This is a genomic window from Exilibacterium tricleocarpae, assembly GCF_007004655.1.
GTDB lineage: Bacteria > Pseudomonadota > Gammaproteobacteria > Pseudomonadales > Cellvibrionaceae > Exilibacterium > Exilibacterium tricleocarpae.
Genome location: NZ_ML660093.1, coordinates 345,738 through 364,326 on the forward strand (window position 1 = coordinate 345,738; position 18,589 = coordinate 364,326).

15 protein-coding genes are annotated in these 18,589 nt (G+C 57.0%); 9 read left to right on the plus strand and 6 right to left on the minus strand.

Annotated features, from left to right (window positions below):
* The first annotated feature begins 224 nt into the window (after positions 1–224).
* From nagK to FKG94_RS12995, 5 genes are all read left to right on the plus strand, one after another.
* Complete coding sequence (nagK, locus tag FKG94_RS12975; RefSeq protein ID WP_142904757.1) at positions 225–1,148, plus strand: N-acetylglucosamine kinase; 924 nt, start codon at positions 225–227, stop codon at positions 1,146–1,148.
* 376 nt (positions 1,149–1,524) lie between these two features.
* Positions 1,525–3,261: a sodium:solute symporter family protein gene (locus tag FKG94_RS12980; RefSeq protein WP_142904758.1), complete on the plus strand. Its 1,737-nt coding sequence runs from the start codon at positions 1,525–1,527 to the stop codon at positions 3,259–3,261.
* Between the two features lie 4 nt (positions 3,262–3,265).
* The gene (locus tag FKG94_RS12985) at positions 3,266–4,354 is read left to right on the plus strand and encodes an acyltransferase family protein (protein ID WP_142904759.1); all 1,089 of its coding nucleotides are present in this window, start codon (positions 3,266–3,268) and stop codon (positions 4,352–4,354) included.
* Positions 4,355–4,542: 188 nt separating this feature from the next.
* Positions 4,543–4,836, plus strand: a complete 294-nt coding sequence (locus FKG94_RS12990; protein ID WP_218943516.1) for a hypothetical protein — start codon at positions 4,543–4,545, stop codon at positions 4,834–4,836.
* Between the two features lie 348 nt (positions 4,837–5,184).
* Positions 5,185–5,439, plus strand: coding sequence for a DUF3081 family protein (locus FKG94_RS12995; RefSeq protein ID WP_142904760.1), 255 nt, complete (start codon positions 5,185–5,187; stop codon positions 5,437–5,439).
* A 415-nt stretch (positions 5,440–5,854) separates the two neighbouring features.
* Here the strand turns inward: FKG94_RS12995 and FKG94_RS13000 are convergent, their stop codons facing one another.
* Positions 5,855–6,169 (minus strand): hypothetical protein, encoded by a 315-nt coding sequence (locus FKG94_RS13000; protein ID WP_142904761.1) that lies wholly within the window; start codon positions 6,167–6,169, stop codon positions 5,855–5,857.
* Positions 6,170–6,600: 431 nt separating this feature from the next.
* On the opposite strand from FKG94_RS13000, the gene FKG94_RS13005 reads away from it, so the two are divergent.
* The 4 genes from FKG94_RS13005 to FKG94_RS13020 all read left to right on the plus strand — a co-directional run bounded on the left by FKG94_RS13005 (position 6,601) and on the right by FKG94_RS13020 (position 11,417).
* Positions 6,601–7,062 (plus strand): glutathione peroxidase, encoded by a 462-nt coding sequence (locus tag FKG94_RS13005; RefSeq protein WP_246125127.1) that lies wholly within the window; start codon positions 6,601–6,603, stop codon positions 7,060–7,062.
* A 73-nt stretch (positions 7,063–7,135) separates the two neighbouring features.
* Entirely contained in the window at positions 7,136–7,588 is a 453-nt protein-coding gene (locus FKG94_RS13010; RefSeq protein WP_142904762.1) for a DUF3429 domain-containing protein, read from the plus strand.
* A gap of 172 nt (positions 7,589–7,760) precedes the next feature.
* Positions 7,761–10,181: a TonB-dependent receptor gene (locus FKG94_RS13015; RefSeq protein ID WP_142904763.1), complete on the plus strand. Its 2,421-nt coding sequence runs from the start codon at positions 7,761–7,763 to the stop codon at positions 10,179–10,181.
* 156 nt (positions 10,182–10,337) lie between these two features.
* Positions 10,338–11,417, plus strand: coding sequence for an alkaline phosphatase D family protein (locus tag FKG94_RS13020; protein ID WP_218943517.1), 1,080 nt, complete (start codon positions 10,338–10,340; stop codon positions 11,415–11,417).
* 35 nt (positions 11,418–11,452) lie between these two features.
* Here the strand turns inward: FKG94_RS13020 and FKG94_RS13025 are convergent, their stop codons facing one another.
* The 5 genes from FKG94_RS13025 to FKG94_RS13045 form a co-directional block, all read right to left on the minus strand.
* Positions 11,453–11,977 (minus strand): hypothetical protein, encoded by a 525-nt coding sequence (locus FKG94_RS13025; protein ID WP_142904764.1) that lies wholly within the window; start codon positions 11,975–11,977, stop codon positions 11,453–11,455.
* Between the two features lie 193 nt (positions 11,978–12,170).
* Entirely contained in the window at positions 12,171–14,846 is a 2,676-nt protein-coding gene (locus tag FKG94_RS13030) for a family 20 glycosylhydrolase (protein ID WP_142904765.1), read from the minus strand.
* A 15-nt stretch (positions 14,847–14,861) separates the two neighbouring features.
* Positions 14,862–15,686, minus strand: a complete 825-nt coding sequence (gene nagB, locus FKG94_RS13035; protein WP_246125130.1) for a glucosamine-6-phosphate deaminase — start codon at positions 15,684–15,686, stop codon at positions 14,862–14,864.
* Between the two features lie 35 nt (positions 15,687–15,721).
* Positions 15,722–16,867: an N-acetylglucosamine-6-phosphate deacetylase gene (gene nagA / locus FKG94_RS13040; protein ID WP_142904766.1), complete on the minus strand. Its 1,146-nt coding sequence runs from the start codon at positions 16,865–16,867 to the stop codon at positions 15,722–15,724.
* Between the two features lie 816 nt (positions 16,868–17,683).
* The gene (locus FKG94_RS13045) at positions 17,684–18,340 is read right to left on the minus strand and encodes a dTMP kinase (protein ID WP_142904767.1); all 657 of its coding nucleotides are present in this window, start codon (positions 18,338–18,340) and stop codon (positions 17,684–17,686) included.
* Positions 18,341–18,589 lie beyond the last annotated feature (249 nt).

Here is an 18,589-nt window from a genome sequence, read left to right on the forward strand (position 1 = left end):
TATGGTTTTTCATTTAGACAACGTTGTCAATTTGAGGTTAGTATAAGATTCGACCGTAAACCACTGAGCGTAAACCCAGACTAGGGTTGATAACATCCACAAATGGCGCCATTTAGGGGCGTCGTGCCACGGTAATTAAGCTATGAATTTGATTTTTCCGCATCTCAGGCGAGCGTCAGTTTGCCGCCCAACACCCGTCTCGAAGTGCTGCTAGAGGTTAAATCATGGTGGTTGATGTAGTAGGGAGCGATGTACTTTTTCTCGGTATCGACGGCGGCGGCAGTAAATGCAAGGCGCGGTTGGTAGCGCCCGATGGTGAATACCTGGGCAGTGGCCTGGCGGGGCCGGCCAACCCGGTAAATGGCATTGAGAAAACCGGGGAGGCAATTACCCGCGCCGCCGCACTGGCGCTGCAGGAGGCGGGGTTTGACGCGGGCGCTATGGCAAATGTAGTTGCCGGGGTAGCACTGGCCGGGGTCAACGTGCCGGGTTTGTGGCAGGCAATCAACGGCTGGGGGCATCCTTTCAAGCATATGTACTTGACCACGGATCTGCACGCCGCCTGCCTGGGTGCACACCGGGGAGAAGACGGTGCCGTAATTGTGGTGGGCACCGGTTCCTGCGGCTACGCCAGTGTCGGCGGCAAGACCCTCACCCTGGGTGCCCACGGATTTCAACTGGGTGACAAAGGCAGCGGCGCCTGGATGGGATTGAAGGCCGTGCAGGCTGTTATGCTGGCCGATGACGGCCTGGCACCGGCGACGGCCCTCACCGGCTCTATTCGGGCGTTTTACAACTGCCAGGTATTGGAGCTGATAGAACTGTTTGCCGGTGCCCGCTCCTGTGAGTTTGCCTGCCTGGCGCCGCTGGTGTTTGACCTCGCCGATCGGGGGGATGCGACAGCCGGTGCCATTGTGAATGAGGGCGCGGCCTATATCGAAGCGCTGGCCGCCAAACTGTTGTCGCTCGATCCGCCGCGGCTGTCGATGATCGGCGGTGTCTCCACGCGATTGTTGCCGCGTTTGAGCGCGGCCTTGATCGAGAGAATTTCCGCTCCGCTGGAGCAGCCGGAGGTGGGTTCGGTGTACTTTGCGCAGGCCGAGCACGGCGGCCTGGGAGCAGCGGGTGGGGAGGTGCTGCGCGCCTGACGGGTGACGCATCATAAGAAAGAAAAAAGTGAACTAAAGCGCACGTTGTTTGAATCCTGGTTTTTTGCTTAGAGGCTGTATCGTAACTGCCGGGCTGCAGTTGCGGCACTTTATTGCCCGTCTTGTCGGTAGTGACGAAACAGATTCTGAAACAGGGTCGAGTTAAGGGGCGCGCGGGGAGGCGTTTGCGGTGAGGCATAGTCCGCGCCTGGATCGTGACAAAAGTTCCTCCAACACCATTTACCTCAAAAAGCAGGGCTGAGCTTAAAAAAGCAGAGTTGAACTTTTGCGTATAGGCGTTTTAATTGCGCCGAGCATCGCTGAAGATAAAGCCGAATAAAAGTGTAACTATCGATATAAAAAGGCAGTGAATACCATGCAACTATCCCCTCTCGACTGGTCCATAGTGGCGGCGGCGCTGGCGACTACGCTGATTATCGGTTTTGTGGTCAGCAAGAAAGCCTCAGCCGACAGCAGCAGTTATTTTCTGGCCGGGCGCAGTATGCCCTGGTGGCTGTTGGGGCTGTCGATGGTGGCGACTACCTTCTCCGCCGATACGCCCAATCTGGTCACCGACATCGTGCGCTCCCAGGGTATCGCCGGTAACTGGGTGTGGTGGAGCATGCTGATCACGGGCATGTTGACAACCTTCGTCTATGCCAAAATCTGGCGCCGCCTGGGGGTAACCACAGATGTGGAATTCTACGAGCGCCGCTACAGCGGCAAACCGGCCCGCTTCCTGCGCGGGTTTCGCGCGCTTTACCTGGGGGTCTTTTTCAACGTCATGATCATGGCCAGCGTCACCCTGGCGGCGATCAAAATCGGCACCGTGCTGTTTTCGGTCTCGCCGGAGATGATTGTGATGGGCGCCGGGCTGATCACTGTGGTGTTCAGCGCCGCCGGCGGTTTTCTCGGGGTTTTGATTACCGATATGCTGCTGTTTGTGCTGGCGATGACCGGCTCCATGCTCGCGGCTTACTACGCCGTCAACCATCCCGCTGTCGGCGGCCTGGAGAATCTGCTCGCCCATGTCAACGTGGCCGATAAGCTCGCCTTTATTCCCGATATGTCCGATCCCAATCAGTATATCCCGCTGCTGCTGGTGCCTTTGTTGGTGCAGTGGTGGAGTGTGTGGTATCCGGGTTCCGAGCCCGGCGGCGGTGGCTATGTGGCCCAGCGGATGCTGGCGGCGAAGAATGAAAACCATGCGGTGGCGGCCTCGGCGTTTTTCAATTTTTGCCACTACGCCGTACGGCCCTGGCCCTGGATTCTGGTGGCGCTGGCGTCGCTGGTGGTGTTTCCCGACCTCGCCAGTCTGGCGGCGGCGCTGCCGCAGGTGCCGGCACATCTGGTCAGGGAGGACCTCGCATACTCCGCCATGCTGACCTTCCTGCCGGCCGGGGTGTTGGGTATTGTGGTCGCCTCGCTGGTGTCGGCTTATGTGTCGACGATTTCCACCAGCCTCAACTGGGGGGCCTCCTACTATGTCAACGATTTCTACGCCCGCTTTGTGCGCCCCGATGCGTCGGACCGCCGGCAGGTGATGGTGGGACGTATCGTTACCGCGGTGTTGATGGTGTTGGCGGGGGTGCTGGCGTTGATGCTGGAGAGTGCCATGCAGGCTTTCAGGTTGTTGTTGACCGTGGGGGCGGGGACCGGGTTACTGTTTCTGTTGCGTTGGTTCTGGCCGCGGATCAATGCCTGGAGCGAAATAGCGGCGATGGTATTGTCATTCGCCGTCAGCCTGTTTTTTGAATTCGGCCCTTTCGAGTCGCTGCTCGCCTGGCAGAAGCTGGTGCTGAGTGTGGCGTTGACCACGGCGGGGTGGGTGACAGTGACTTTTATAACCGCACCTACCGATGCCGCGGTGTTACAGCAGTTTCAAGGCAGTTTGCGGGTGCAACCCGCCCAGATCAGGCAGGGCGCCTATGCCGCCGCCCTGTCAACGCTCGGTATCTACGGTGCCTTGTTTACTGTCGGTGCCGTATTGTTCGGCAACTATAGCGCGGCCGTCGCCCTGGCGCTGGCAACGGCCGCCGCTGTCGTGCTGACGCGCTACTGGTTCAAGCGCTCCAACCAACCGGTGCAGTCCGCCGCCGTGATGGTGGATTGAGCCGATGCGCGATCGTTTCAGAGCACTGGATGTGTTCCGCGGCTACACTGTGGCTGCTATGATTCTGGTCAATACACCGGGTTCCTGGTCGCATGTTTATGCGCCTCTGCGTCACGCGCCGTGGCACGGCTGGACACCGACCGACCTGATTTTTCCTTACTTTCTGTTTATCGTCGGTGCGGCGATGTACTTCTCCCTGCACCGGCTGAGCGGGCATTTGAGTCCGGCGCTGGTGAAAAAAATCGTGGTGCGTGGGAGCCTGATTTTTCTGATCGGCCTGCTGCTGAATGCACTGCCGTTTCAGGAGCCGCTGTCGAATCTGCGTATTATGGGGGTGTTGCAGCGTATCGGTCTGGTCTATATCGGCGCGGCCTTGATCGTCATCAGCTGCGGGCAGACGGCCAGGGCCTTGGTGGCGGCCGGCCTGTTGTTGGGTTATTGGGGGGGGCTCTATGCCGGCGGGGGCTACGATCTGTTAACCAATCCCGCGCGAGCGCTTGACCTCGCCGTGTTGGGCGAAAGCCATATGTGGAAGCTCGATGGGGTCGCCTTCGATCCGGAGGGGTTGCTGAGCACCTTGCCGGCGCTGGTCACCACGCTGATTGGCTATGAGATCACCCGGGTGCTGTGCCGGGACCCCAACCCCTACCGGCGCGTAAAAATACTGTGTGGTGCGGGGGCGGGGCTGGTGCTGGCGGGCCTGATCTGGCACCTGTGGTTGCCGATTAACAAATCGCTCTGGACGCCCTCTTTCGTCTTGTTAAGCGGCGGTATGGCGATGCTGACACTGGCTGTCTGTATCGCGGTGGCCGACCTCAAACCTATTGCCGCCGTGACTTTCCCCGGTGAGGTTTTTGGCCTCAATCCACTGTTTATCTACGCCCTGTCCTGGGTGTGGGTGGGGAGCTACTGGGTTATCCAGGTAAATGATGGCGCGGGCGGCGTGATTAACGGCCATACCGCCCTGTACCAATGGTTTCTGCAGGGCCTCAGCCCGATCAATGCCTCCCTGGCGTTCGCCCTGGCTCATATCACGCTGTTTTGGGGCATTGCCTGGGTGTTGTTCAAGCGCAATATCATTATCAAACTGTGAGTTGTTGCCTGCCGTGCTGTTTACCGTCGGCCTTGCCGTGCCGGCAGTGATTAGACAGCTTCGCGTTAACGGGCAGCCCGATCAGCCGGCCGGGCCTTTGAATCCCCAAAGACTTGATTGAGAACAACTCGCCGCACCGCGGGACCCCGTAGGATGGGGCGTTTTCTAAAAATGAACGGTACCGTCCTATGACAATATCGACCTACAAGAAGTTGGCAGGCACTTCTGCTGTATTTTTGACCGCCGATCACGCCAAGGCCACCCCCGTAGAACGGGATGGGTTGACCTGGACCGCGCAAGAGCTGCACCTGTCGCAACTGCCTGCCCAACGCACACCGAAGGCGGCTATGGCAAATGCACTGGCGCTGGAGGGGCTGGAGGAGTATGAACCACCGATTAACGGCGACCTGCGCTATGTGGAGTCGGTCGGCGTGAAATTCGTATACTTTGACTTGATTCGCGGTTGGGTGCAGGTGGACTAACGGGCCTGGCAGGTGTCCGCCACCGCCGTTCCATGGATAAGCCCTAATCCGGGAGCCAGCCCATGTCGTTGCCGGGCTTTCAGCCTTCTGCGCCGGCAAGGCCGCCGGCGCAGCTAAAACAGGTGCTAATGGCAGACCGAAAAGCGGTGTCCGGATCGGGAGCATACGCTATGGGTATTGGTGGAAACCTTCGATCAGCGGGCCCATAAATAATTGCCTTCCATTCCCGGGAAAGCGCCATAGTCGTCTGGCTTGCCGGGTGAGGTGTCTGTCGATCTAAAATGATTGTAAAGACGTGCCAAGAGTGTTTTACTTCCTTCGAGCCACCCCACAGTCAGCAGACTCCCGATGGAAGAAAAAATCAACGTTAAACAGGCACTGCGTGTTTACCAGACGATTACCAGCAAGGGCATCCGTCAAGACGATAAGTTTGTGCTGGATGGGCTCAGCGCCAGCAGTGATTTTGACGGCTATACCGTTTGTATCAGCAATGGCACGGTGTCGTTGACGATTCTTTTCCACAACAAATTTATTCTCGATTGTCCAAACGCTAAAGCGGGGAACGCGTTTCTGAAGCAGCTCAGTCGCATCGATGAAGGTTGAGATCAAAACGCTTGATGCCGTTGCCACCATGCCGGTTATCGATTGTCGATAAAGCTAGAGAGGATCGGTGGTAATGGCACTTACTTCAGGCGCCTACTCCTGGTGATTAAGGCGATTTGCCCGGTTTATCGATCCTTACGCTGGCTTTAGCGATTTTGATTAAAAATGCTGAGGGTAGGTCTGCCTCCGGCGGGAGCTTTCAGAAACTCTCGACAGCAGGGATGCTGTCGGGAAGTCCCCATGGACGGGTTCATCGAGGGGACGCCTAGTCCGTGTTTCTGAAAGCTCCCGCCGGAGGTAGACCGGTCAATTGGCACCTCTTTGCAAAAGTATCACCGCCAAAAATAGGCATGTGAAACGAGTGTCATTCAGGACCAGCGGTTCTCTAATAGAGCCCGTTTTATTTCCAATTCGCCTAAGCTTCTCTATCCAGTTGCCATACGCATACCGACCCATGGCTCAGTTCGGAGCCTGATTCCTGTGTTTTGGCGGTGGCCTCGGCCTTGCTAAAGACAGCGACGGTGATAAAGACACCGGCTACCAGCAACAGGTGGCCGAACCAAAGCAGGTGGAAGTGGAAGATGGACAGGAAGGACAGGGAAAATACCATACTCCACATCCACGCCAGCACTTGCATAAAGTAGTGTTGGGAGGCTAAGTCCAGGTGACGCAGGGGATTGAAACGGTTGTCCATAACCAGGCTCCAGCTAGTGGTGAGAAACTCTCTCATGGTGAGGCTCCTATTTCGTAGTTATCACCAGGCTTCTACGCTGGTCTGGTTGATTCAGTTCTCTGTTTGAGGAAATTAGGGAAACTTGAGAGAGGATCGCATTTGGGGTTACGCAACGGGGTAAAACAATCTAGACAAAGCGTAGACATGGCGTCTTTTTACATTGACTAATAGACACTTGCCGTACTTTTATCAGGGTTTCGAAGTCGGGAACCTTGAATTTTTATGGGCGCAGTGGATATCATCGTGCTGGCGGTCAGGTTTGAACCGGCCAGCGCAAAAATGCGTAAAAATAGACGGGTAGCGTTATTGTAGTCACCCTTGCTACCCGCTAATTCGGTTATGGAGTACAGATGATGCAGCTAAGACTTGTGTTCACCTTCTTATTGTTCGCCTGCGGCAGCTCAGCGGTTTATGCCGGGTGTCCGGCAATGTTTGATGCGGAAATGCGGCTGTTGCACAGCAGCAAAACCGTTAACTTATGCGATCTGGTCGAAGGCAAACCGGTTCTGGTCGTCAATACCGCCAGCCACTGCGGGTTCACTCCCCAGTTTAAAGCCCTGGAGGCGGTGCACCAGCAGTACGGGGCACAGGGTTTAGTGGTCATTGGCTTTGCCAGTGACGATTTTCGTCAAGAGGCAAAAGACGAAGCTGAAGCCGCCGCCATCTGTTACAAGAACTACGGTGTCAGTTTCACCATGCTGGCCCCGAGTCGGGTAACCGGTGATCGGGCCAACGCGGTATTCAAGGCCATTAATCGCCAGAGCAAGCAACCGGATTGGAACTTTAACAAGTACGTCATCGATAAAAACGGGGCAGTCGTGCAGCGCTTTGGCAGCGCGACGAAACCGGATAATAAGAAAGTTCGCGACGCGATCGGGATGGTCTTGTAGCCGTGAGTTTACAGCCCGAGCGCACCCTGGCCCCCGCAGGCAGATTCCGGCAAGTTGTCGAACTCCCGCTAATATGGAAAAGGTAAGCCCGCAAGCTACACCCGTCATACAAAAGCAACTCGGGTATGCAGGGCTGATTCCATTTGTCGCCATTGCGACAGCGATCTGGTGGCTGCCGGAGTCACGGCAGCAGGCGGGTTATGTATTTGTAACTTACAGTGTCGTTATACTGAGTTTTGTGGCAGGTGCGCTGTGGGGGCAACTGTCACAGTCAAACGTTCAAAATTCACGCTTACTGTTCTTGCTGACTAACGTGCTGGCCCTGGTGGGGTGGGGCGTTCTTTTTGTCTACCCATTGCTTGCCCTGATACTGCTCAGCTTTGGATATATCGGAATCTACGTTATAGAAAGCCAATGGATGGCTTCGACATATACCAAAGGCTACCTGACGTTACGCCTGCGGCTGACCTCGGGAGTATTGCTATCACATCTGTCTGTAGCGTTGTGCATTTACACCAGCGCCTAGCGAAACACACGCGTTAGCGGTTCTCCGTTACGAAAATATGCCGATTTCTTGAAATATTCGTTTCCATCTCGTGACCTATTTTTGAATAATTCGTTACACCTTCCCGACGTTCAGTTACCTGTCACAAACTTGCAGCAGACTCGCGGCACAAAAATCATCTCTGGAGGGTTGTATGTTAAGCAGTAAAAAATCCGCTCTATCTGTTGCGATCTGTACCACGCTGTCGGCCGGGGTCGGTGCCGGCCCGCAACAGGCCACGGGCACAGGGCAGATGGAAGAGGTGCTGGTTCTGTCGGAAAGGGCGGCCTATGCCAACAATACCGTGACCGGGCAGATGCTGGATCAGCAGAGTTCGATTACCAGCGTGCTTGCGGTTATTGATAATGTACCCGGTGTGCTGGTTAACGAAGGTGATGTTTTCGGTTCCGACGACTGGTCCACTACCGTCTCCATCCGCGGCTTTCAGATCAGTCTGGATGAGCAGCAGATCGGCATGACCATCGACGGTATTCCCAACGGCAACTCCAATTACGGCGGCGGTTCCAAAGCGAACCGCTTTATCGATACGCAGAATATCGCCACTGTAAGGGTGTCCCAGGGAACCGCCGATATCGCCTCCAAATCCCACGAAGCCCTGGGTGGAACGCTGGATTTTATCACCCAGGACCCCGAAGAGGACGAGCGCTTTCGGGTCAGCGCCATCAATGGTGATTTCGATGCGAAGAAAATTTATGTCCGCTATGACACCGGTGAACTCTTTGGCAACACGCGGGCCTACTTCAGTTACTCTGATACCGATGTCAAGACCTGGATCGACGAGTCCGGCGAGACTAACCGCACACATCTGGCCGCTAAGTTTATCTCCGGGTTCGGCACTACCACCATTACCGGCTACGCCGCTTATGACGATACCCATGAAGACAACTACCAGCGCGTGAGCCTGACAGAGTTCCGGCAAAATGCGGACTGGGACCGGCTGACAGGGGATTGGAGCGGCGTACCCTTTACCGATCAGGTGTATCGCCGCGGCTGGTCCACGCTGCGTGAAAACCTGCTGGCCTATATCAAAGTCGACTTGCAACTCGCCGATACGATAAGCCTGCAGATCGCGCCTTACTATCACGACAACGAGGGCAGGGGGGATTGGCTGCCGCCTTATGTGGTGGATGTCAACAATGACGGCGCCGGCAACGCCCAGTCGGAGCTGGTATCAGGTAATACTGTGCTCGGCGGTACCATCCTCGGCCAAATCGGTTATGTCGACCGCAACGGTGTATCGCTCACTCCCGCCGATGACTGTGCGTCGTTAACCTTTCCCTACGGCGGCACCAACGCCGACAATCGCCATCTCGATCCGGCCTGTTTTCCCGCTGACGCCGTGCCGGTAGGCTCCTACCGCCACACCCACTACGCCAAGGAACGGGTAGGATTGACCGTCGATTTTGATTGGGTGCAGGAGGTCGGCCGGTTTGAAAACCGCCTGCGCGCCGGTTTGTGGTACGAAGACCAGACCCGCGAAGAGTCCCGTGACTGGCACAAGATCATCGACTCGCGTGTTTCTTTCAATTACGATGCGATTCCCTATTGGGTGCAGTATGACCGCGAGTACCCGCAGGAAACCGTGATGCTCTACATCGAGGATGTTATCGATATCGACGACTTCTCAATCCGTCTCAGTGGCAAACAGTGGTATGTGGATGTGGAGCGCCAGGACAACTTTACCGGTGCGGTGGGCGCGGCCGAGGTTGAGTCCGATTCCGATTTTTTGCCGGCCGCCGGCCTGCTCTGGCGTATCGGTAACGGTTTTGAAGTGTTTAGCGGTTATGCCGAGAACTTTGCCGCCATTAAGGATGTGGTGCTGGAAGCGGCGAATTTTGAGGAAAACCCCGATGCGCTCAACGATATTGAACCGGAGACGGCCGAAAACTTCGATGTGGGTATCCGCTATAACAGCGACAACTTTAGCGCGACCCTGACTTACTACCAGATCGACTTCGAAAACCGTATTACCTTCTTTGCGCCGGACACCGTTGACGGCATCGACTTTCTCGAGGAGGAGGACGGCGAATACCGCAATATGGGCGGTATCGAGACCGATGGAATCGAAGTCTCGGCCAACTGGCGCATTGATGACCATTTCGCCCTCTATGCGTCTTACACCACTAACGATTCCACTTATCTCGGCCTCGACCAGAGTCAATTCGGCGGCGACTTTACCGACGAGGAATTTCTCTTATTTGAGCGCAGTCAGGGTGTATTTCGCGATAACACCGTGTTCGGTTCCGTCGAGGACATGTATGTCATTTCCCTCGATTGGCAGAAAGGTCCCTACCGCGCCGGACTCAGCACCAAGCATGTGGGAGAACGCTGGCTCGACCCGCAGAACACCCAGCGCCTGGATGCCTACGACGTGGCGGATATGTATATCGCTGTCGCCGGTGATCACGGTGGCGGGATTATCAAAGGTTACGAGCTGCGTTTGACCATCAATAACCTGTTCGACGAGGAGTATATCGGCGGTGTTGCCGGCGGCTTTGGCGGCTGGCTCGGTGCCGGTCGCACGGCGGCGCTGGCGCTGCAGGTCGATTTTTAATAACCTTACCGCGGCGGGAACGGCGATGCCGTTCCCGTTCCCGCCTTGCCCGAGTGCGATATATGCAACCGCCATGGCTACACGGGAGATCGATTGGCAGCGGACTTACAAACTTGCCGGCGCGCCATTGCCGCTGGTCAACCGGGAGGTGCGATAATGAGGATTGAGGCAATGGGTGCTGGTGCGTTAGGGCAAGGGGTGTGTTTACTGTTGGTTTATCTCGCGGTTGCAGTCTACCCGCAACACACTGCAGCGCAGTCGGGCCTGACCAAAATCGCCTTTGGCTCCTGCGCCAAACAAGACCGTCCCCAACCCATCTGGAATGCCGTGCTGGCGGAGCAACCGGATGTCTTCGTCTTTCTCGGTGACAACATTTACGGCGATACGGAAAACCCCGATATCCTGCGAGCCAAATACCAACAACTCGGTCGCATTGAGGGGTTTCAACGCCTGCGCAGCAGCGTGCCGCTGCTGGCGACCTGGGACGATCACGATTACGGCCAGAACGACGCCGGCCGGGAAAATCCGATCAAGCACGAGTCGCGCCAGGTGATGCTGGATTTTTGGGGCGAACCGGCGACATCGCCGCGCCGGACCCGCGAGGGCGGTATCTACAGCGCTCACTATCTCGGCGAAGCGGACAACCGGGTGCAGATTATTCTGTTGGATCTGCGCTGGAACCGCTCCCCCATCAAGGCAGTGACACCGCTGCAAAACCTGAAAAGGAAACTCCAAAAGCGCGGCCCTTATCGACCGGACACCAGCGAGCAGGCGGTATTTCTCGGCGAGGCGCAGTGGCAGTGGTTACAGCGCGAACTGCAGCAACCGGCTCGGGTCCGCATTATTGCCAGCAGCCTGCAATTGCTGGCGGACTTTACCGGCTGGGAAGCCTGGGCCAATTACCCCCGCGATCTGGCACGCCTGTTCGAGGTGATTCGGGCGCAACAGGTCGAGGGCCTGATGGTGATCAGTGGCGACACGCACTGGGCGGAGATCAGCCGCTACGACGAGGGGTTGCCGTACCCGTTGATCGATATCACCGCCAGCGGCCTGACCGAGGAGTGGCACCAGATCAGCCCCAACAAAAACCGCATCTCCGAGGCCATTGCCGAAGCCAACTATGGTTTGATGACCATCGACTGGCGAGCCGATCCTGTCAGTATTCAACTCGCCATTAAAAACGTCGAGGGCAAAACCCTGTTAAGCCACGACCTGACGCTGGATACGCTGCGCTGAACCTCAGCACGGGCCGCCGGCGGGCTCCGTGTTATTTATTGTTGTTCGCAGCCGGCGATCTGCAGTTTGGCGGAATCGCTGCTGCCGGAATAAAACAACTGACCGTTCCAGTACGCGGGGCTGTCGGATCGATAGAAATTCAGGACCGAGCCGGGCGGGCCGATGTAGGGTTGGTGAAACTGCACGACGGCGTTGGTGGTGCTATTGCAGTTCATCATAATATTCCGTGACCGCCAGGAGCCGATACTGCCGGATGTACTGGTCCAGACCCGAACTGAACTGGCCCGGTCGATACACGGGTTGCCCGATGATGTGCCCACTTTGATGCAAACCGCCGAATAGTGAGAGGGACTGCCGGGCGCGCTGAAAAGTGCGCCGATACTGTAGTGCACGGTAATACCCACTTTGTTGCCCCAACTGTCGTAGAGCGGCTGGGCGTAAGCCTGGTATCGGTTCAGCGAACTGTTGACGTAAGTTTGTGCCTGGACCGCGGCGGTGAGTGTTAACAGCAGGGCGACAGCGGCTGCCCTGTTCAGCATGCCAATCATTTTTATCTTCATTGTTATCTCCTGGTTACCGGTAAAGGCGCGACCCATCGAGATTTCTCGATGGGTCGTCACCTCGGGTCGAGGAGTATAACGTGGAGTCCGGCTGACCTGATTCGGTGACGGGCAGCAGGCGTCCCTATATATTAAATATAGGCGGATACATCCGGATTGCGCATAGCGCTGTGGCCAGCGCAGTGCGATTGTGTCAGTCTAGCGCCCAACTGCGACCCCGGCGCCGACCGTCGGCCGAGCGCACCCGAACCTCGATGGCGGCGGCGGTGGCAACGGCAACCGGTGCCGTCCAGACTGTCCACGCCCCCCCGTCGATTCGATACTCCACCGCCAGCCCCGGAAAAATCACATTGGTGTGCAGATGGTTATCGACCAGGCGGGCGCCGGCGGTTGGAATGCGGTAGCGGATACCGGCCGCATCCAGCTTCGGTAAAACCTTCAACGCCATGATCGAGGCAAACCGGGCCCAGTCCCGATCCCGTTGCCGGCGCGCCGTGGCGGTGAAAAAGCGCGTCTGTGCGCTGTAGTCGCGGCCGCTGTAGTCATAGGGCACTTCCCAATCTGCCCGGTGCCAGGCCCGTTCCGCCAGGGCGACCAGGCGTGGAAACAGTCGGTATTCGACATCGGCATCCGAGCGCACAGTTTCGCTCCACAGATGTCCCTGTAACCCGGCGAAGCGTTTACCGGCGGCCATGGGGCGGTAGCTGATCGTGTTGTTTTTATCGCGTTCGATAGTGTCTTTCAGCACCAGGGGTTGGCCGTTGTGTCCGTGCCAGAACTCGGCGTGAACCGGCAGGTTATCCGGCATAAAACTGAAGACCTTGCGCGTATTGGTGCCCCGCGACGCCCAGTAATAGCCGGGTTCGAACGCGTCGGCTTCATACGGCATATCGAAGTAAGTGACATCCGGTGTCGAGACAATCACCTGCCATCCCCGGTTGACTTGTTCGTGCGCACTTTTGTGCCCGTCCCCGAACAGCGCACCCCAGGCGTTTGACTGCACCACCGCCGGCATTCCGGCGGGGTCGGTGTGTCCCATACCGTCGCTCCAACCCGCCGCTTCTATACCCTTGGCCGCCAGCATGGCGGCGACCCGCTCTATAAAATAGCCGCCCAGGTCTTCCATAGCGGCGACGCCCGGGTGTCCGGCGTTGATAAAGGCCTCGCAGACAGGTGAGTCGAGCCAGGCGCCCGCGGTTTCATCGGCGCCGATATGGTAACGCGTCAAGGGCTGGCCGGCGCGACGGTGCAACAGGGCCACCTCGTCGATGACTTTTTCAATAAACCGGTAGGTGGACTCCATACACACGTTCAGGGTGTTATCGTTGTAAAACTGGTAGGATTCATAGCGGGTCGCATCGGCGGGATCGCTCAGCAGGTAGCGCTCGGCGTTGCTGCGGTCGCCCTGCGCCAGGTACTTGCGGTAACGCGCCTCCATGGCTTTGACGGCGGCCCGTGCATGGCCCGGCATATCGAGCGAAGGCAGTACCTGAATATGCCGGGCGGTTGCATAGCGTAGGATCTCGATATAGTCGTCGGCTGTGTAGTAACCGTTGACGCCGGCATTGGCGTTGGGACCGCTACCCAACTGCGGCAACAGGCAGCGGTTTTCTTCGAGATCGTGGCAGCGCCGGCTGCCGATATCGGTCAGCTCGGCCAGCCCGTCGATCTGCAGGCGCCAGCCCTCGTCGTCGCCCAGGTGCAAATGCAGTTTGTTGAGTTTGAACACCGCCATTTGTTCCAGCAGCGTCAGCACCAGTGCCTTGCTGTGAAAATTGCGAGCCACATCCAAGTGCAATCCCCGAAAGTTATAACGTGGACTGTCTTCGATCTGCAGCAGCGGCACCTGTTTGCCGGCGGGCATCAACAGCGCGGCGAGTGAGCGCAGCGCGTTGGCCGCACCCGCCTGATCGCCGGTCTGTACGGTTATTTGTTTGCTGTCCAATTGCAGTCGATAGGCGCCCGGTTCGGCGCCGGCCTCGCCGTCGAGAGCAATGTTGAGAGCGGGGTCGAGAGTCATGATCAGTGGTACGCCGGCGGTATTTTCACCGATGCCCAGATCGGCCAAGGCCGTTACGGCCGCGGCCACTGCGCCGCGTGGCAGCCCGTTAAGTTGCAGTGCAACACCGGGGGAAAGATCGAGCCGGCCGCCGCCCGGCGACCGGGACATGGAGGTCGGTGTGGGGATGATTGCGGTGGCCACTTCCTCGCTGATCGCGGCAGCATGCCGATTGCTATCGAACAGTGTTTGGGCGGTGGCCGGTTGCGTGAGATCGCCGGGGGTGCGCCGTAGATGTCTGTCGCTGTCGTCAAAGGTGCCGGCGTGGGGCTTGGTCTCCAGGCCGGTGGCGGGATCGATACCGGTGGCTGTGCTGGCGATCACTCGGGCGTCGCGACCGGCGGCTACATAGTAATTGGGCATCAGGTCAGAGCGCGATAAATGCCAGAGATCGGCGATATAACGCACGGTGTGCGGTGTTCCCGCGGTGAGACCGGCGAGCGCCGGCGCCGGCACCAGGCGGTGCAGGTCGCCATTGATATGTTCGATGGCAAAGTCTCCCGCCGTCACTTTTTGCACCGGGGCGATGTGGGAAAAGTATATGGCCCAGTCGCCGGGGGCGATGTCCACGCTGCTGCTGAGTGTGATCTCGGCAATAAAACAGGCCGGACCGCGCTCTGGATCGCAGTGATCACCCGGGCGATTGTCGATAATCTGGTGGCGCACAAGTAAATGGCGGGCGATGGTATCCAGTGACTGAAGCTCTGCGCCACTAGGTATGGCGGGCGGCGGCGTTACCGAACAACCCGCCAGGGTCAGGAAGCTGGACATCAGCAGACCGATGCCCCGGTGTTTGCGCTTTGCGGTCATGAGTTTATTCCGTAGTCAGGTTTTGCCAAGGGATTGCAGGAGTTTTTGGTTTTCACGCTCGATATGTTTGTAGAATGCCTTGCGCTCGAGTCCGGCCGCGGCGGCGGCGTCGACGATCAGTAGCGCATCGGGATGCATCTGCAGTGCCGAGGCGGGACAGGACGCGGTAAGAGGGCCCTCTGCCGCTGCTTTGATAGCACCGGCTTTGGCCGCGCCGGTGGCCAGCAGCACGACTTTGCGGGCCTCGAGGATCGTGCCTATGCCCATGGTGATCGACAGGTGTGGTTGGAATTCCTGGGTGGAGAAAAAGCGCGCGTTGTCGTCGATGGTGGCCCGGGTCAGCGTTTTTACCCGGGTGCGCGACTGCAGGCCTGAAGAGGGCTCGTTGAAACCGATATGACCGTTGCGACCGATGCCCAGCAGTTGAATGTCGATACCGCCGAGTTTGGTGATCAGTTTGTCGTAGTCGGCGCAGGCCTGTAGCGGATCTGCGGCGTCGCCGGGGGGCACATGGGTGTTGTCCGGATTGATATCGATATGATCGAACAGGTGCGTATTCATAAAATGGCGGTAGCTCTGCGGATGATCGCCGGCGAGTCCGAGATATTCGTCGAGATTGAAGCTGGAGACCTTTGCGAAGCTCACCACCGCGTCGCGGTTGGCGTCGATCAGGCGCCGGTAGAGCGCCAGCGGTGTGGAACCGGTGGCCAGCCCCAGCACCGCAGCAGGCTTTTGGCGGATACAGCGTATGAAAATTTCGGCGCCGTAGGCGGCGACTTCATCGGCGCTGTCGAGAATGACTATGCGCATAGGCAGGTACCGGTGTAGAGCAATATCCACATAAAAAACATCCCCATAACTAAGACAGTTCGCAGTCAGTGCGCGCAGTGTTCGCCTGCGATCCAGGTATTGTGCACCCGCCAGCCCCGGGCATCGAAGTGCACCATATCGGCCCGGTAACCGGGACGCAGGCGGCCGAGGGCCCGATCCAGTTGCAGCAGTCCCGCCGGGTAGAGCGATGCCATGCGCAGGCTTTCCTCGAGGGCGACGCCCACGGTTTCACAACTGATGCGCACGGCGTCGAGCATACCGATGGCACTGCCCGCCAGTCTGCCTTCGGCGTTGACCAGGCGGCCGCCGGTTTCGCAAATGGTTTCGCCGTAGAGTTGAAAGGATTTGTCGTCGCTGCCGACGGTGGCCATGGCGTCGGTGACCAGAATCATTTTGCCGGCGGGCTTGGCCGCCAGTGCCACGCGTACGGATACGGGGTCGACATGATGGCCGTCGACGATAATGCCGCACCAACTGTCCGGGTCGTCCAGCGCTGCGCCGACCACGCCCGGTTCGCGGCTTTGCAGCGGGCGCATGGCGTTGTACAGGTGTGTGAAGCCCACCAGCCCCTCTTCGAGCGCCGCCCTTATCTCGGCCCCGCGGGCGTCGCTGTGTCCGGCACAAACGAGAATGCCGGCGTCGCTGAGAGTCTTTATCTGGCCGGGTCGGGTCTGTTCCGGCGCCAGGGTGAGTATGACTTTGACGCCCCGCAGGGAGCACAGCCAGTCGATCTCTTCGCTGCTCGGTGGGTGCAGGTATTGTTCGTTGTGGGTACCGCGCCTGGCCGGATTAAAAAAAGGTCCCTCGATATGCAGTCCCAGGATGCCGGGCAGGTTTTCCGCCACGGCCCGCTGTACCGCGCCGGCGCCGGCGCAGAGGACTTCCCGGGTATCGCTGATCAAGGTCGGCAGCATGCCCGTGGTGCCGGTGGCGCGATGGGCCTGCACCATAGTGGCGAGGGTGGTGCAGCTCGGGGCATTATTGAACAGCACACCGCCGCCGCCGTTGACCTGGGTATCGATAAATCCGGGTGCCAGAATACCGCTTTCAAGCTTGGTGGTCGCTACGTCCGCCGGTAGTTGATGGGAGGGGAGCACAGCCTCAATTTGCCCGTCGCGACAGATAACACCGTGGTCTTCGATAAATGTGTCGCCGTCGAATAGGACGGCGCCGCTTAAAGCCTGTTCCATAAATCTCTGTGGGTGCAGTTGTGATGGCGGTTACTGTAGCATTGTTAGTCGAGTGAGACAACGTTGTCTTTTGAGGCTGAGGGAAGTTTTGGGGCGGTAAGTGCCACCCGGCAAGGGCCGCGCACGACGCCCCCTGATTTCAACCTCAGATTTCGAGAAACGCGACAAGCTTCCGCCATCGGACCAGTGACGTGTGACAGAATGATGGCCGATTCCTTTTTTCTTCAAAAAGAGAGATGAACTACCTGGATGAATGGGCAAAACAAACGCTTTATGAGCAGCGTTGCTAACTATTTAGCAAATCACTCAATTATTGTGCCAACCTGCTTTACGACCAACAATAATGAGAGGGGGCTGGCGACTGGTCAAATTTATGATTTCGACTTGCAGATCTTTAACCCGGAGGGGCACATTAGAGTACAGGCCGCCGCGGCAGGCGGGGTAGTACTACTTACCCAAGCGCGGTATCGGGGAAGTTGTGTGGGGGTCCTGACGAGAGGAATAAGGGCTATGTGGTTGGATGGCCCTACGGTGCATAGGACGGTAAGTTGTGACCTTCCCCTCGGAACAAATTACATATTCACGGAAAGCTTAGGTGGCTGTAGTGTCTATATACTGAATGGTAGAATCCACCATGCTTATAGTGGGAGGGTGCCCCAAGGAGTCGCGGGCAATCAACAAGTTCAACCACCTTACCCCAACTTTGAAGGCCAGTTTGATCAAACATGTGCTGTAGCCTATCAACAAGGAGGTAACTGGTATGTAGGCAACAGCGTGCTGCATGACGCAGGTCCGTTTCCTCAGTTACACAGGAAGTCAGGATACCGTTATTTGGGGTACTAGGTGTCGGGGGGCGAGAGAGCTGATTTCATTCATAATAGCTTCTTGAACTTCAAAAACTTCTTTACCGGCATCGATACGAGTCCATTTGTAATCGGTACACCAGGTGTTCAGTATTTTTTTTATCTTAAATTGATGATTTAAAAAGGATAATTTGGCGTTGGTGTTATCTTTTCCGCACTCATAAGAAGTAAAATCCTTTTTCCTTGCAAGTGCAACATGCGGATCAATGTCAATATATAAGGTAAGATCAGGCGTTGGGAAATCGCTAACAATATTCATTATCCAATCGTTATCAGCTCCATATACAATTTCTGAGGCTGCGTGTTTCATCCAGTATCCGTCGGATATGTGTACTGTGCCGCCACTCTCCGTATCTCTAGTCTTTAATGTCACCCCGAGTAGCCAAAAGATAAAAAGCGCGCGTGAACGATTGTCCATCTCCGTGACGCAATTCTTAAAGTCTCTTAACGGTGTGGATATAAATCGACATTCATGAATTTTTTCACAGTCCAATGCATCCCATTTGTCCAGAACTACTGTATTCAGACCTAAGCGAGTCAGGCTGTGTTTCAGAATCTCTATTTGCGTGCTCTTTCCTGCACCGTCAGTTCCAACGATCGCGATAAGCATAGGCCAACCTTTTTAAGCGACTACCTATATAAATATAATAAAAGTACTATTAGAAAAACCCACCGCCTAGCCGAACAGTTTTGGAGGGGAGGGGTTGCACATGCATCGACACAAGTCCCAATTGCGTATTCCGGCGAAGATGAACACCTATTCCGGGCGAACGTGAACACCTAATGTCCTAACGCATCACCCGTCCGGATTTTTAACCCAGGTGTTCATCTTGGGTCAACTGCCCGAGGATTTTTCTCA

Coding starts and splice junctions, on each gene's coding strand:
- nagK (WP_142904757.1), top strand. CDS start 225: ATGGTGGTTGATGTAGTAGGGAGCGATGTACTTTTTCTCGGTATCGAC.
- FKG94_RS12980 (WP_142904758.1), top strand. CDS start 1,525: ATGCAACTATCCCCTCTCGACTGGTCCATAGTGGCGGCGGCGCTGGCG.
- FKG94_RS12985 (WP_142904759.1), top strand. CDS start 3,266: ATGCGCGATCGTTTCAGAGCACTGGATGTGTTCCGCGGCTACACTGTG.
- FKG94_RS12990 (WP_218943516.1), top strand. CDS start 4,543: ATGACAATATCGACCTACAAGAAGTTGGCAGGCACTTCTGCTGTATTT.
- FKG94_RS12995 (WP_142904760.1), top strand. CDS start 5,185: ATGGAAGAAAAAATCAACGTTAAACAGGCACTGCGTGTTTACCAGACG.
- FKG94_RS13000 (WP_142904761.1), bottom strand. CDS start 6,169: ATGAGAGAGTTTCTCACCACTAGCTGGAGCCTGGTTATGGACAACCGT.
- FKG94_RS13005 (WP_246125127.1), top strand. CDS start 6,601: ATGTTTGATGCGGAAATGCGGCTGTTGCACAGCAGCAAAACCGTTAAC.
- FKG94_RS13010 (WP_142904762.1), top strand. CDS start 7,136: ATGGAAAAGGTAAGCCCGCAAGCTACACCCGTCATACAAAAGCAACTC.
- FKG94_RS13015 (WP_142904763.1), top strand. CDS start 7,761: ATGTTAAGCAGTAAAAAATCCGCTCTATCTGTTGCGATCTGTACCACG.
- FKG94_RS13020 (WP_218943517.1), top strand. CDS start 10,338: ATGAGGATTGAGGCAATGGGTGCTGGTGCGTTAGGGCAAGGGGTGTGT.
- FKG94_RS13025 (WP_142904764.1), bottom strand. CDS start 11,977: ATGAAGATAAAAATGATTGGCATGCTGAACAGGGCAGCCGCTGTCGCC.
- FKG94_RS13030 (WP_142904765.1), bottom strand. CDS start 14,846: ATGACCGCAAAGCGCAAACACCGGGGCATCGGTCTGCTGATGTCCAGC.
- nagA (WP_142904766.1), bottom strand. CDS start 16,867: ATGGAACAGGCTTTAAGCGGCGCCGTCCTATTCGACGGCGACACATTT.
- FKG94_RS13045 (WP_142904767.1), bottom strand. CDS start 18,340: ATGCTTATCGCGATCGTTGGAACTGACGGTGCAGGAAAGAGCACGCAA.